Annotated in this window: 14 protein-coding genes; 8 read left to right on the forward strand and 6 right to left on the reverse strand. The window is 71.5% G+C overall.

Annotation, left to right across the window (positions count from 1 at the left end; genetic code table 11):
• On the reverse strand, positions 1–1,103 hold a 1,103-nt coding region (locus tag CQZ88_RS23455; RefSeq protein ID WP_374703838.1), incomplete at its 3' end, for an ROK family protein.
• 431 nt (positions 1,104–1,534) lie between these two features.
• Between CQZ88_RS23455 and CQZ88_RS23460 the strand changes: the two genes are divergently transcribed.
• From CQZ88_RS23460 to CQZ88_RS23470, 3 genes are all read left to right on the forward strand, one after another.
• Complete coding sequence (locus tag CQZ88_RS23460; protein ID WP_102800387.1) at positions 1,535–2,491, forward strand: TauD/TfdA family dioxygenase; 957 nt, start codon at positions 1,535–1,537, stop codon at positions 2,489–2,491.
• A 62-nt stretch (positions 2,492–2,553) separates the two neighbouring features.
• Positions 2,554–3,303 carry an SDR family NAD(P)-dependent oxidoreductase gene (locus CQZ88_RS23465; RefSeq protein ID WP_006946542.1) on the forward strand — a complete coding sequence of 250 codons (750 nt, stop codon included), beginning with the start codon at positions 2,554–2,556 and terminating at the stop codon, positions 3,301–3,303.
• Between the two features lie 6 nt (positions 3,304–3,309).
• Complete coding sequence (locus CQZ88_RS23470; RefSeq protein ID WP_102800388.1) at positions 3,310–4,362, forward strand: DUF2804 domain-containing protein; 1,053 nt, start codon at positions 3,310–3,312, stop codon at positions 4,360–4,362.
• 11 nt (positions 4,363–4,373) lie between these two features.
• On the opposite strand, the gene CQZ88_RS23475 is transcribed toward CQZ88_RS23470, so the two are convergent.
• Both CQZ88_RS23475 and CQZ88_RS23480 read right to left on the reverse strand, forming a co-directional pair.
• The gene (locus tag CQZ88_RS23475) at positions 4,374–5,549 is read right to left on the reverse strand and encodes an Ig-like domain-containing protein (RefSeq protein WP_180987072.1); all 1,176 of its coding nucleotides are present in this window, start codon (positions 5,547–5,549) and stop codon (positions 4,374–4,376) included.
• Between the two features lie 66 nt (positions 5,550–5,615).
• Complete coding sequence (locus tag CQZ88_RS23480) at positions 5,616–6,662, reverse strand: UDP-N-acetylmuramate dehydrogenase (RefSeq protein WP_102800390.1); 1,047 nt, start codon at positions 6,660–6,662, stop codon at positions 5,616–5,618.
• A 71-nt stretch (positions 6,663–6,733) separates the two neighbouring features.
• Here CQZ88_RS23480 and CQZ88_RS23485 point away from each other — a divergent pair, with 71 nt between their 5' ends.
• From CQZ88_RS23485 to CQZ88_RS23495, 3 genes are all read left to right on the forward strand, one after another.
• Positions 6,734–7,237, forward strand: a complete 504-nt coding sequence (locus tag CQZ88_RS23485) for a DUF2505 domain-containing protein (RefSeq protein WP_006946535.1) — start codon at positions 6,734–6,736, stop codon at positions 7,235–7,237.
• A gap of 64 nt (positions 7,238–7,301) precedes the next feature.
• A complete protein-coding gene (locus CQZ88_RS23490) occupies positions 7,302–7,808 on the forward strand; it encodes a DUF2505 domain-containing protein (protein ID WP_006946528.1) in 507 nt (168 codons plus the stop codon).
• Positions 7,809–7,814: 6 nt separating this feature from the next.
• The gene (locus CQZ88_RS23495) at positions 7,815–8,648 is read left to right on the forward strand and encodes an SAM-dependent methyltransferase (protein WP_102800391.1); all 834 of its coding nucleotides are present in this window, start codon (positions 7,815–7,817) and stop codon (positions 8,646–8,648) included.
• Here CQZ88_RS23495 and CQZ88_RS23500 read toward each other — a convergent pair.
• Positions 8,594–9,211, reverse strand: coding sequence for a type IV toxin-antitoxin system AbiEi family antitoxin (locus tag CQZ88_RS23500; protein ID WP_029545192.1), 618 nt, complete (start codon positions 9,209–9,211; stop codon positions 8,594–8,596). The genes CQZ88_RS23495 and CQZ88_RS23500 overlap by 55 nt on opposite strands.
• A 103-nt stretch (positions 9,212–9,314) precedes the next feature.
• Here CQZ88_RS23500 and CQZ88_RS23505 point away from each other — a divergent pair, with 103 nt between their 5' ends.
• Positions 9,315–10,052 (forward strand): DUF2993 domain-containing protein, encoded by a 738-nt coding sequence (locus CQZ88_RS23505; RefSeq protein ID WP_006946526.1) that lies wholly within the window; start codon positions 9,315–9,317, stop codon positions 10,050–10,052.
• Between the two features lie 39 nt (positions 10,053–10,091).
• On the opposite strand, the gene deoC is transcribed toward CQZ88_RS23505, so the two are convergent.
• Positions 10,092–10,757 (reverse strand): deoxyribose-phosphate aldolase, encoded by a 666-nt coding sequence (gene deoC, locus CQZ88_RS23510; protein ID WP_102800392.1) that lies wholly within the window; start codon positions 10,755–10,757, stop codon positions 10,092–10,094.
• A gap of 64 nt (positions 10,758–10,821) precedes the next feature.
• On the opposite strand from deoC, the gene CQZ88_RS23515 reads away from it, so the two are divergent.
• Positions 10,822–11,346, forward strand: coding sequence for a GNAT family N-acetyltransferase (locus tag CQZ88_RS23515; protein ID WP_006946524.1), 525 nt, complete (start codon positions 10,822–10,824; stop codon positions 11,344–11,346).
• Positions 11,347–11,420: 74 nt separating this feature from the next.
• On the opposite strand, the gene CQZ88_RS23520 is transcribed toward CQZ88_RS23515, so the two are convergent.
• Positions 11,421–14,045: AAA family ATPase (locus CQZ88_RS23520; RefSeq protein WP_258008744.1), on the reverse strand; the 2,625-nt coding region annotated here is incomplete at its 5' end.

Raw genomic sequence — 14,045 nt, forward strand, 5'->3', positions numbered from 1 at the left:
TGCGGTGCGGCCTCCGGGTACGCGGTGAACGCCTGGCCGCCGAGGATCACCCGGTCCGGGTTGAACAGGTCCCGGAGCATCGCGACGGACCGCCCCAGCACCTGTGCCCGCTCCACGAGGATCTCGTGGGCCTCGTGAGAACCGTTGCGGGCCAGCGCGTACAACGCGGCGACGGACGTGGCGCCCGCGTCGAGCAGGCCGGCGGCCCGCGCCCGGGTCAGCACCGCACGGTCGGCGACGGTGGCCTCGAGGCATCCGCGGGCACCGCAGGCGCACGGCACGGACGATCCGGTGGGCAGGTGCGACACCGAGCCCGGGCCGCCGCGCGGTGTGTGCACCCGGCCGTCGAATGCGATTGCGATACCGACGGTTTCGCGAGCGTAGAAGTACAGGGTGGCGCCCTCGACATCGGCGGTGTCGCGGTCGGGGGTGAGCAGCAACTCGGAGGCGGCCATCGCCTCGACGTGCGCGGCGACGGAAACCGGCAGGCCCAGGCCCCGGCTCACCATGGCCCCGACGGGCGCATCCTCCCAGCCGAGCCGCGGGTGGTCCACGGTTCCGGTGGCCGAATCGACGCGGCCGCCGAGCGCGACGCCCGCCCACAGCGGCGTGCGCCGGTGCCAGCGCGACGCGAAGGCCCTGGCGCTGCTGGCGATCGCCCCGAGCGCCGCCTCCTGGCCGCCGCGCGGGGTGGGGATCTCCACCGCGCCGATCACACGCCCGCGCAGGTCGCTCGCGACGATGCCGGTGACGGCCGCACCGATGTGGATGCCGACGGTCAGGTAGCGCTCGTGGTCGGTCTCGAACGGCACCCGGGGCCGGCCCACGGCACCGGACGCGGTCAGATCCGGCCGCTCCCGGAGCAGGCCCGCGGCGAGCAGCGCCGAGACCTGCCGGTTCACGGTGGCGATGCTCGCGCCCGTCGCCGTCGCCGCCTGGTCGCGGCAGATCGGCCCGCGCGCCGCGGCGACCCGGAACACCGCGGCGGCGGTGCCGTCGGCGATCTTCAGCTCGGGCGGCACGATCTGCACGCGCGTCGTCGATCGCACCCGGGCGGTGGCACTACGGGAACGGACGCCCGATCCGGAGGTCGGACGAATAATATTGGTGGACAGGACATTTGACGTAGCTACTGCAGTCACTGCGGCTCTTCCTCGAGATCGGGTCCGCAGACCCGGGGCATGGCAGGGAGGCGCCGATCCGCTCGATCGTGAGGCAGAGACCCACCGGCCGACGGCCGGGGGAAACGAAGCGGGGCGCGAAGGGCGGTGTCAGCGACAACACAGTTCGCGCGCCAGCGGCAGCCGCGAGCCCAGCGCGGCGGTCACGTAGGTGACCCGCGGAGCACGGAGACGGCGAGCTGGCATATCCGCAACCTAGCCGCCGCGCGCCACTGTGTCCAATCCGCACGGCGTCCGATCCGCACGGCGACGCGGCGGCAACGGTCCCGATCACGGTGACGGAAACCCTTACGCCGGCCCGCCGCCGGTGATGAGGTCGACGGCACCAACGTTCGATCTACGAAAGGTCCTCCATGTCCGTGGATTTCGATACCCGCACCGCCCCCGCTCGCGACGTGTCCGTGGTCCGTCTGGGCGGGCACATCGGGGCCCGCATCGACGGCGTGCGGCTCGGCGGCGATCTCGACGAGGCCACCGTCGAAGCGATCCGGCGCGTCCTGGCCGAGCACAAGGTGATCTTCTTCCGGGAACAGCACCACCTCGACGACGCCTCGCAGTACGCGTTCGCCGAGTTGCTCGGCACGCCGACCACCGCGCACCCGACGGTCACCTCGCGCGGGGCGCACGTGCTGCCGATCGACTCCGACTACGGCAAGGCGAACAGCTGGCACACCGACGTCTCGTTCGTCGACCGCATCCCGAAGGCGTCGATCCTGCGCGCGGTGGAACTGCCCGCCTACGGCGGTTCGACCACGTGGGCTTCCGGGGTGGCGGCCTACGAGGGCCTGCCCGCCCCGCTGAAGACCCTGGCGGAGAACCTGTGGGCCACCCACACCAACCTGTACGACTACGCCGCCGAGAGCGCGGAGCAGCTCCGCGACGGCGCCGACGAGCGGGTCGCCGAGTACCGCGCCGAGTTCCGGTCCGAGTACTTCGAGACCGAGCACCCGGTGGTGCGCGTGCACCCCGAGACCGGGGAGCGGTCGCTGCTGCTCGGCCACTTCGTCAAGGGCTTCGTCGGGCTGAGCGGCCGGCAGTCGCAGGCGCTGTTCCGGCTGCTGCAGGACCACCAGACCCGGCTGGAGTACACCACCCGCTGGAACTGGGCCGCCGGGGACGTGGCGGTGTGGGACAACCGCGCCACCCAGCACTACGCCGTCGCCGACTACGACGGCCTGCACCGTCGCCTGAATCGCATCACCCTCGCCGGGGACGTCCCGGTGAGCGTGCACGGCGAGGCGAGCCGGTCCGTCGCCGGCGACGCGAGCGCCTACTCGGTCGTCGAGGTGCCCCGCCCGCTCGCGTCGTGACGGGCGCCGCGGTCGCGCGGACCCCCGCGCGACCGTATCCGGGGCACCCTAGGATCGCCTGCATGACGATTTCTCCCGATTCCCGCGTGGCCGTCGTCACCGGTGCCTCCTCCGGCATCGGCGAGGCCACCGCCCGAACCCTCGCAGCCCAGGGCTTCCACGTCGTCGTCGGCGCTCGCCGCGTCGACCGGATCGAGAAGCTCGCGGACGAGATCGGAGGCACGGCCCTCGAGCTGGACGTCACGGACGAGGACTCGGTGACCGCCTTCACGACGGTGCTCCCCCGGGTGGACGTGCTGGTCAACAACGCGGGCGGCGCCAAGGGCATGGCCCCGGTCGCCGAGGCGGACCTCGACGACTGGCGCTGGATGTGGGAGACCAACGTCCTCGGCACCCTGCGGATGACGAAGGCCCTGCTGCCGAAGCTCGTCGACTCCGGCGACGGCCTGATCGTCACGATCACGTCGGTGGCGGCGTTCCATGCCTACGACAACGGCGCGGGCTACACCTCCGCCAAGCACGCCCAGGCGGTGCTGCACCGCACGCTGCGCGGTGAGCTGCTCGGCAAGCCGGTGCGCCTGACCGAGATCGCGCCGGGTGCGGTGGAGACCGAGTTCTCCCTCGTGCGGTTCGAGGGGGACGCCGAGCGCGCCGCCAAGGTGTACGAGGGCATCACACCGCTGGTGGCCGAGGACATCGCGGAGATCGTCGGTTTCGTCGCGTCGCGCCCGCCGCACGTGAACCTGGACCAGATCATCGTGCAGCCGCGCGACCAGGCCGGCCCCATGCGCTTCCACCGCACCGCCGAGTAGGAACCGGTGGGCATCGAGAGGGACGCCGGGCAACGCCGCCTCTCCCCGGGGCCGTTGCTCGACGTGCGGGGCCGTCTCGCCGAGGCCGGCTGGGCCGGCACCGAGGTCCGGGCCTACGACCGGTCCCGGGTCGCGGCACCGCGGTGGCGGATCAAGGAGTGGGACTACTACTGCGTGCTCGCCGACGGCGACGACGGCCCGTTCGGTCTCGCGCTGACCGTCGCCGACAACGGCTACATGGGCCTGCTCGGCGTGAGCTGGCTCGACCTGGCCGGCCGTGCGGACACCACCGAGAACGCGATGATCCCGTTTCCGCTCGGACGGTTGCGGTTGCCCGCCTCCGCGGGCGCGGGCGATGTGGTGGTCGACCGGCGTGGAATGCGCCTCGAGTTCCGGCACGAGCGCGGCGCCCGGCGGCTGATCGTCCGGCATCCCGGATTCGCGGGCGGGCGGGGCCTGTCGGGCGAGGTGGTGCTCACCCCGCCCGGTGCCGAGCGGATGGTCGTCGCGATCCCGTTCCCCGGCGACGAGCGGGCGTTCTACTACAACCAGAAGATCCCCGGCCTCACCGCCGCCGGCACCATCACGGTCGGCGGCCGCGAGCACACCTTCGACCCCGCCTCCGCGTTCGGGGTGTTCGACTGGGGCCGGGGCGTGTGGACCTACGACAACACCTGGTTCTGGGCGTCCGCATCGGGACGGCACGAGGGGCGTCCCTTCGGGTTCACCGTCGGCCACGGCTTCGGCGACACCGCCGCCGGAAGCGAGAACATGCTCCTGCTCGACGGCGTGGCGCACAAGCTGGACCGGGTGCGGTTCCATCTGCCTCACGGCACCTACGACGGCGCGCCGTGGCGGTTCTCGAGCAACGACGGCCGGTTCGAGATGGGGTTCGAGCCGATCCTCGACCGCGCCGCCGACGTGAACGCCCTCGTCCTGCGCTCGACGCAGCATCAGGTCTTCGGCCGGTTCACCGGCCACGTCACGCTCGACGACGGTGCCCGGCTCGAGGTGCGCGAGCTTCTCGGATTCGCCGAGAAGGTGCGCAACCGCTGGTAGTGCGCCCTTGCCTACAGCGCGGACATCGACTGCCAGGTGGGCCAGTCGATCGCCCAGTCGTACAGGTCGCCGTCCGCGGCGGACAGCTCGATCGACGTTCCGGACACCTCGACCGGGTCGCCGTACATCGCCGTCGCGAAGTACTCCTGGGCGTCCCCGAGCGAGAGGTTGATGCAGCCGTTGGTGACGTTGGTCGCCCCCTGCTGGCCGAGGGTCGCGGGGTTGGCGTGGATGAACTCGCCGTTGTTGGAGATCCGCACCGCCCAGCGTTCCCGCACGTTCTCGTAGTACGGCGGGTTGGACATCAGGAAGTCCTCGTGCTTCTCGGTGACCACGTGGACGCCGCTGCGGGTGACGTTGCGGGCTTCGTTGCCCTGCCCGTAGCTCACCGGGATGTCCATGATCGTCACTCCGTCGCGCACCACCTGCATGCGGTGCGACGTGGCGTCGGCCACGACGACCTGACTCCGGCCGACGGTGAAGTCGAGGGTGAGGTCCTCCGCCCCGTAGGCGCCGTCGCCGTAGTCGAGGCCGTAGAGCCGCGCGTCGAGGTGCACCGCGGTGCCCGGCGTCCAGTACTGCTGCGGGCGCCAGTGCGCGCGGGCACCGCCGTTGTCGTCGGGCAGCCACGCCCAGCTACCGACGGTCGGCGGGTCGGTGCCGACCACCATGGCCTTCTCGACGGCGGCCTTGTCGGTGATCGGGCCGTCGAACTGGACGATGATCGGGGCGGCGATCCCGACCGGCTGCGCGTCGGCGATGTTCAGGTTCGCGGAGACGACCCGGTCGGGGTCGACGGTGTCGAAGCTGCCCTGGACGGCCACGGCCTCGCCGTCGGAGCCGACGGCCGTGCCGGACCAGCGGTAGGTCGCGCCGTAGCCGAGCGGTTCGGCGACGGTGTAGCTGCGGCGGTCGGCGGCGAGGGCGCCACGCACGACGGTGCTCGTTCCGACGTTCGTGAGGGCGACGTCGGTGAGCTCGCCGTCGGTGACCGAGACGCGGATCGGGGTGGTGGGGTTCACGTCGGTGGCGCCGTCGGCGGGGTCGGTGACGATCGACACGACGGGCGCGGTGCCGGTGGGAACCGCACTCCCGCCGGGGCCCGACGAGCACGCCGCGAGCACCGCGGCGAGTGCGAGCAGCCCGAACCACAACAACCGACGACTTCGTTCACCCAGGTGGAGCACTCCGACGAGGGTACGCCCGCCGTGCGGTCGCGTCGCAGCGCGGCGGCAGGTCCGGCGGACCGGCTCTCAGATGATGCAACCCACGGTGACCGGCTCCGGCTCGAGCCGCACACCGAACGCGTCCTGCACGCCGTCGCGCACCTCCCGCGCGAGGGCCACCAGATCGGCGGTGGTCGCGGTGCCGCGGTTGGTGAGCGCGAGGGTGTGCTTGGTGGACAGCCGCACCGGCGCGCCGGGGCCGGGGAAGCCCTTGCCGAACCCGGCCCGCTCGATCAGCCATCCCGCGGAGAGCTTGGTGCCGCCACCGGCGGGGAACCGCGGGATCCGCACGTCGGGCCCGACGCGTTCCTCGACGGCCGCGAGCACGCGGGGCAGCTCGTCGTCGGCGAGCACGGGATTGGTGAAGAACGATCCGGCGCTCCAGGTGTCGGGATCGTCCGGGTCGAGCACCATGCCCTTGCCCCGGCGCAGGGCGAGCACCTGCTCGCGGACCTCCGCGGCCGGGCGTCGCTCGCCCTCCTCGGCGTGCAGGGCCGACGCCAGCTCCCGGTAGCCGATGGGGGCGCTGGCCCCGTCCGGCCGCACGGCCAGGTCGACCTCGAGGACCAGGGCGTCGTCGGAGTGCTTGAGGACACTGGTGCGGTACCCGAGCCCGAGGTCCTCGGGGCCGATCCACCGGACGTCGCCGCTGGTGCGGTCGAGCAGCCGCACGGCCCTCAGAATCGACCCGACCTCGACGCCGTAGGCGCCGACGTTCTGTACCGGGGTCGCACCCGTGGAGCCGGGGATGCCGGACAGGCATTCGAGCCCGCCGAGGCCCGCCTTCACGGTCAGGGCGACGACGTCGTCCCACCCGGCGCCGGCCTCGGCGCGCACGGTGTCCTCCCCCGGCTCGATCCCGGTGGTCGCGATGCGCACGACCACACCGTCGAACCCGGCGTCGCCGATCACCAGGTTGGAGCCGCCGGCCAGGACGAGGGTGGGGACGCGTGCCGCGTCGAGCAGGCGGACGACCTCGACGAGGGTGTCGGTGGTGGTGCACTCGGCGAGCAGCCGGGCCGGACCGCCGAGCCGCAGCGTGGTCAGCGTCGACAGCGGCACGTCCTCGGACACGACGGCGCCCGCCTCGACGAGTTGGGCCCCAATACGCGGATCAGACACCCGCAAACGGTAGCGTGCCGACCATGGGCAGCCGCATCGACCATTACTCGCACTACGCGTTCCCCGTCGCCACGGTGCACGCGGCGCTCGTCGACGAGAACTACTGGCGGAGCCGCCTGGCGGAGATCGGTGGGCCGGGCGCGACGCTCGAGGACGTGCGCACCGGTGACGGGACGATCGACCTGCACATGACCCAGTCCATCCCGGCCGAGCACCTGCCGAGCTTCGTCACCAACTTCCATCCCGGCGACCTGGTCATCCATCGGCACGAGTCGTGGCAACCGGTGACCGGGGACCGCGCGACGGGCCGCTTCTCCGCGCACGTGGACGGGCTGCCGGGGAAGGTGGACGGAACCTCCACGATGGCGCCGGACGGCGCGGGCACCATCGTCGAGATCGACGGCGAGGCCGAGGTGCGGATCCCGTTCCTCGGCGGCAAGATCGAGGGCATCATCGTCGAGCAGATCGTCGAACTGTTCGACGTGGAGCGCACCTTCACCGCGAAGTGGCTGTCCGAGCCGCACTGACGAGGCCGTTGCGGGAGGGTGACGATTTCCGTCGTTCGGTAACGAACCGGTAACCTCGCGTGTCATGGCCCGGCGAATCGACTACTCCGCCCGCTATCCGTACAGCCCGGAGCAGGTGTACGAGGCGCTCTCGGACCGCGCGCACTGGGAGGCGCGCATCGTCGAGATGCGCAAGTACTCCGAGAACCACCTCGCGGAGTTCGAGGTGTCGGACGACGGCATCGACCTGGTACTGCACCACGTCCTGCCGCGCACGGAACTGCCCGAGATCGCCCAGACGGTGATGAAGAAGGACATGGTCATCACCCGTAAGGAGACGTACACCCCCTTCGGCGACACCATCACCGGCAGCTACCAGGCCTCGGTCCCCGCGGGTCCCGGCAGCCTCACCGGCACGATGGAACTGTTCGCCTCGGACGGCGGCAGCACCCTGCGCACCACCTCGGAGGCCAAGGTCTTCCTGCCGTTCATCGGCGGCAAGCTCGAGCAGCTCATGCTCGTCAACCTCGTCGACCTGTTCCGCACCGAGGCGGAGATCACCGCCGGCTGGCTCGCGCGCCGGTTCGGGTAGTCCCCTGTGCGCGCCCCGCGCCCGGAAGGTGTCGTCACCCGCGGCACCACGGGCATCAACCGCCTGCGCCGCAGCGACCGCTGGCTGATGCACCACCCCGACGTCGCCCGCGTCCTGCACTCCCGGGACGACGCGCTCGTCGTCGACCTCGGCTACGGCGCGATGCCGGTGACCACCCTCGAGCTGGCCGCGCGGCTGCGCACGGTGCGTCGCCGCCTGCGGGTGGTGGGTCTCGAGATCGATCCCGACCGGGTGGTGCCGGGGCGGGACGGCGTGGAGTTCACCCGCGGGGGCTTCGAGCTGGCCGGGCTCCGGCCGGTGCTGATCCGCGCGTTCAACGTGCTGCGCCAGTACCCGGAGGAGGCGGTGGCGCCGGCGTGGGATCGGCTGCGGTCCGGGCTCGCGCCCGGCGGGTTGCTGCTCGACGGCACGTGCGACGAACTGGGCCGGCGGTGCGCGTGGGTGCTGCTCGACGAGCACGGCCCGCGCACGCTCACGCTGGCGTGGAGCCCGTTCCACTCGGACACCCCGTCGGACCTGGCCGAGCGTCTGCCGAAGGCGCTGATCCACCGCAACGTGCCGGGGGAACGGATCCACGAGCTGCTGCAGGCGGCGGATCGGGCCTGGGCGTCGGCGGCACCGCACGCGGCGTTCGGACCGCGCGTGCGCTGGCGCGCGACGCTGGACCTGTTGCGCGCCCAGGGCGTGCCGGCGGCATCGCAACGCCGGCGGCTGCGGGACTGCGTGCTGACCGTGCCGTGGGACTTCGTCGCCCCGGCGCAGGCTCAGCCGGCCGCGAGCAGTGCCAGCTCGATGCGGTCCGCGACGGCCGCGGGCTGATCGGCGACCGCGGCGTGCAGCTGCGCCGAGGTCACCCGCCCGATGGCGATGGCGTCGCCGACGAGTTCGTCGAGGACCTCCTGGGAGACCCCACCCGCGGCGAGGTCGACGGCGGTCCGCGCGGGGGTGGTGATGCGGAAGCATCCGACCTGCTCGCAGTCCTGTGCGCGCAGCTGCCGGTGGTGCAGGGCGAGCCGGTTGCTCGGCACGGTTCTCTGGTCGGCCGTCGACAGGTGCAGGAAGCGGGGTTGCAGGTGCCCCATGCCGTGCAGGTCGGCGGCGCTCTGGTGCGAGACCACCGCCGCGCCCTCGTACCAGGCGCACCACTGCGCGAACTCGTCGAACTTCGTGTGCGGGCTGTCGCCGAGCCGGAACAGGTCCGATTCGATCCGGACCCAGTGCCCGGCCGCGATCCGGCCGACGAAGTCGATCGTGGCGATGCCGTGGGCAATGGCCTGGCGCGCGGTGAAGAAGCCCGCCTGCGCGAGCGCGGTATGTCGCAGGGCCTCGTCCGGATCCACCCGGCCGGAGGCGTCGTGTTCAGGTTCCGTCCAGCCCGTCATGCCGCCACAGTACCCGAACAACTGTGTCCCACCTCACACTTTCTGGTAGTGGGACCGCATCTTCACAGACCTTCCTCAGAGTTCTTCGGAACAATCCCGAACCATGACGAACCGGAAGCGCATCCCCTTCGCCGCCATCGGCATCGCCCTCGCCGTCGCGCTGGTCGCGGTGCTCGTCGGCGCCGAGGTGTACGTCCGCAACCGTGCCACCAACTGCCTCGCGCAGTCGTTCGAGAGCGAACTCGGCACGAACGTCGACGTGGATCTCGGGTGGAAGCCGGTGCTGCTCTCGCTCGTGGACAAGCAGGTCTCGTCCGTCACGCTCGACAGCGACGACACGGCGTTCGGCCCCGCCCAGGAGATGCAGGTGCACGCCGTGGTCCGCGACGTGGATCTGCGGGAGAGCGCCGCCGGGGCCGGGACCATCGGCAGCTCGAGCGCCGACGTGGTGTGGCCGTCGTCGGGCATCCTCGCGACGGTGCAGACCCTGCCGCTCGGCTCGCTGATCACCGACGTCACCCCGGACGCGAACGCCGGCACCCTCCGCTTCACCGTGGGCGGCGCGGACCTGGTGGAGCTGACCGTGCGGCCGGAGGCCCGGAACGGGGCGATCGCCGTCGAGACGGTGGACGCGTCGCTGTTCGGCATCGGGTTGCCCACGGCACTGGTCGACGGCATCGTCCAGATCCTCACCGAGAGCCTGCAGCAGTACCCGCTGGACATGCAGGCGACGGCGGTGTCGGTCACCGACTCCGGCATCGCGGTGACGCTCGAGGGCGGCGCCTACACGATGCCGGAGGCCCCGGCCGGACAGCAGTCGCAGAACCAGCTCGACTGCTGAGGCCGCGGCCCGATACTCGCTGAGGCCGCGGCCCGGTGCTCACTCCGGCAGGTCGTCGAGCACCGCGCGGGTGCCGGACAGGCCGAGCCGGGTGGCGCCGGCCTCGATCATGGCCAGCGCCGCCTCGGCCGTGCGGATGCCGCCGCTGGCCTTGACGCCGAGCCGGCCGCCCACCGTCTCGGCCATCAGCCGCACCGCGTGCACCGACGCACCCCCGGCGGGATGGAACCCGGTGGACGTCTTGACGAAGTTCGCGCCGGCCCGCTCGGCGGACCGGCACGCCTCGACGATCGCCTCGTCCGACAGCGCCGCCGACTCGATGATCACCTTGAGCACGGGCTCGAACCCGATCGCCTCCCGGACGGTGAGGATGTCGGCGAGCACGGCGTTGAAGTCCCCGGCGACGGCCGCTCCGATGTCGATCACCATGTCGATCTCGGCGGCGCCCTGATCCACGGCGAGCCGGGCCTCGGCGCCCTTGATCAGCGAATGGTGCTTGCCCGACGGGAAGCCCGCCACGGTGGCGACGACGAGTCCGTCCGCCCGCAGCGGCAGCATCGACGGCGACACGCACACCGACCAGACGCCGAGCTCGCGGGCCTCGTCGACGAGCGCGCGCACGTCGGCCCCCGACGCCTCGGGCTTGAGCAGGGTGTGGTCGACCATCGCGGCGACCCGGGCACGGGGGAGGGTGGTCTCCGGCATACCCGTCAGCTTTCCACAGCGATATTCCGTTGCCCGGCCCGACGCCGGTGTCCACACTGCTCTCGTGTTCATCCGACGAGAACTTCCCGCCGACGTCCCCGCGATCGGCGACGTGCACCGCGCCGCATTCACGCCGCTCACCCCAACCGGCGCGGAGCCGGTCGAGCCCGGCCTGGTCGAGGCGCTGCGCGCCGGCCCGGCGTGGCTGCCCCGGCTGTCACTGGTCGCAACGGACGCCGAGGGCACGGTCGTCGGGCACGTGTGCGTCACCCGCGGCACGGTCGACGGCGAGCCGGCGCTGGCCCTCGGGCCGATCGGGGTGCTGCCGGAGTTGCAGCGCGCCGGCGTCGGGGGCGCTCTGATGCACGCGGTGCTCGGCGCGGCGGACGCCCTCGACGAACCGCTCGTGGTGCTGCTCGGGCACCTGGACTACTACCCCCGTTTCGGGTTCGTCCCGGCCGCCGAGCTCGGTGTCGAACCCGATGTGCCCGAATGGGCGTCACACCTGCAGGCCCGCGCGCTCACCGCTCATCGGCCGCAGCTGCGCGGGGTCTTCCGCTACGCGCCTCCGTTCTACGAGATCGGCTAGCCCCAGCGGGCCGTCGGGGCGGGAATCGCGGTGTCGCGATGCGCTCGATTCGGCGCTGCCCGGGGTGGGAGGACTCACGTGTTCTCCGGCGCCGCGGACGGCTGTGGTGCTGTGTGCAGCCGATCGAGGAAGTGGGCGAGGGCGGGGCTGATGCTGCGGCCGTGTCGTTCCGAACCGACCCGCCGAACGAGTTCTCGCACAACGGGTCCGGTATCGAGCACCGGCTGAACCAAACCCGACCGTGCACACTGCTCGAGGACGGGCAGTAACACTCGTTCCGCTTCCGGGAGTGAGCCGACCGTGACAAGGCACTCGGTCAGCAACAAGCGGGCATAGAGGGATGCTCTGGGCCGGTCGGTGGCGCTGATCGACTCGGTGAGGATTCGGGCGCGCCGGCACGCGTGTGTCCGGTCACTGTCGGAGCCGGCGGCGAGCAGCAGCCGGATTGCCGCCTCTTCCGTGGTCTCGGCCGTGACCTGGGCGATCCCGTCAGGAACGTCGCTCGGAAGCCCGGGAGGAAAGGTGTCCGGGGAGACCTGCGATATCCCGATGCCCGTCCGGATACGCTCGTTGGTGATGTACACCGCCAGGCGGGGCAGTTGCAGTGACAGTGCCAGCCGTTCCCCTTCGGCCAGTCGCTCGGCGGCCTGTTCGTGCTGCCCCAGGCGATGCTTCAGGCGAGCGCCGATGACGTACGTGGCGAGCATGAACTCGACGGTTCCGCCTTCGGCGCCGAGGCTGTAGCTCTCGTCGAGCAGGCCTTCGGCCTCGGCGAGGTTTCCCTGTTCGTACAGCAATTCCCCGAGGAGGGCACCGGTGAGCCGGGAGCTGTAGGAATTGTCTTCGTCGGAAGCGGTGGCCAGGTGCATGGCGTGGCGCAGGCTCGTCTCGGCGCCGTCGAGATCGAGTTGTTCCCGTGCGGCCACTGCATCGAGGCAATAGCCGTAGATGACACTGAACGGCCCGGAGGCGCGGCGGTGATGCGGGCGTGCCCATTGCTGCCAGCGCCGGGCCTCGTCGAAGTCGAACCGCTGGATCTCGCGGAACGAGGCCACATCCGCGACACCGCACAGAATCCACGGGCGGAGTCTGTCGGCGCGGGCGATACACGCCTCGAGTGCCTCGTCGAGGTGGTCGAGACGGTCGTCGAAGACGGTGATGGTGGCCCGGATGAGATCGGCCTCGGCTCGGGCGTCAGCCTCTTCGTCGCCGGGCACGGTCGGCAGCACTGCCTCGAGGCGGCTGAGGGCGTCGTTGGCCGCAGCGCGGTGGTGCAGCAGTGCGTGTGCCCAGGCCACCGCCAGCTGCAGGCGTGGCCGCATCGCGCCGGCGGTCGTCGGTAGCTTGGTCTCCAACCCGAGCAGAGTGTTCATCCGGGATTGTTCGAGCAGTGGGATTGCTTCCCGCTCGACCACGTCGATCGCCGCGTCGTCGTCGCCGGCGGCGTGGAAATGATCGACCGCCGCGCTCAACAGGTGTTGATCGGCGAACCATCGGGCCGCGGTCCGGTGCAGCTCGTGCAGGCGTTCCGGGTCGCCTCGTTCGAGCCGGCGGCGTAGATAGTCGGTGAACAGGTGGTGGTAGCGGAACCACTGTCCCTCCTCGTCGAGCCGGGTGAGGAACAGGTCCCGTTCTTCGATGTCTTCGAGCACGGCCTGGGCGTCCCGGCGGCCGGTCAGGGCGGTGGCCAGGGCTGCGCACGTGCGTTCGCTGACCGCGGTGGCCAGCAGGAAGTCGAGCAGGTCCGGTTCGAGGCTGTCGAGGACGTTCTCGGCGAGGTACTCGCCGAGAGCGCGATGCCGGCCCGACAGCTGGCGGATGACCGTCCGGGGGTCACGGTGTTCGCGTATTGCCAGCGAGGCCAGCTGCAGGGCCGCCGCCCACCCGTCGGTTGTTTCCTCGAGCTCGGCAACGTCCTTGTCCTCCATGGTCAATCCGGTGGTACCGGTGAGCAGCTGGCGGGACTCGTCGACGTCGAAACGCAGTGCGGCGGCGTCGATCTCGATCAGCTCGTTGTGTACGCGCAGGCCGCTCAGCGGCAGACCCTGCCGGGCCCGGCTGGTGACGACCAGCTGCAGGTGGTGGCACCCTTGCTCGAGCAGGAACCGGGCGATGGCCCGGCTGGCGGGGTTGGTCACCCGGTGCCAGTCGTCGAGGACCACCGCGATGTGCTGCCCGCCCGCGTGTGTCCGGTTGATGAGGGTGGTCAGCACGAACCGCTCGGCACCCTCCCCGTGTGCCTCCAGGACACGGGTCAGCTCTCTGCCCAGCCGGGGCAGGGTCACCGTGACCGCATCGACGAGATGCGCGAGAAACCATGCGGGGGTGTTGTCGTCTTCGTCGATCGACAACCAAGCGGTCTTGCCGCCGTCGTGCTCGAGCATCCGCACGTACTGGGTGGCCACGGTGGTCTTGCCGTATCCGGCCGGGCCGTGGATCAAGATCAGCCGTGCCCGGGTCGCGGTACTGAGCCGGTCGAGCAGCCGGGTGCGCTGCACCATCGCGTGAGCCGCGACCGGGGGGCGGTACTTGGTCGCCACGGCGGGCGGGCGAGCAGGCACGGACGCACCGGCCGAAGGGTCGAGGCGCAGATACGCCGCGGTCGCGGGGGATTCGCGACTTTCCGGCTGCGGTGGACTCTCCTCGTCCCAGACCAACGGCAACGGCAGGTCGGCAACGGTGTAACCGAGGTCCGCCCC

The organism is Rhodococcus sp. ENV425 (assembly GCF_002887785.1).
Lineage (GTDB): Bacteria > Actinomycetota > Actinomycetes > Mycobacteriales > Mycobacteriaceae > Rhodococcus > Rhodococcus aetherivorans.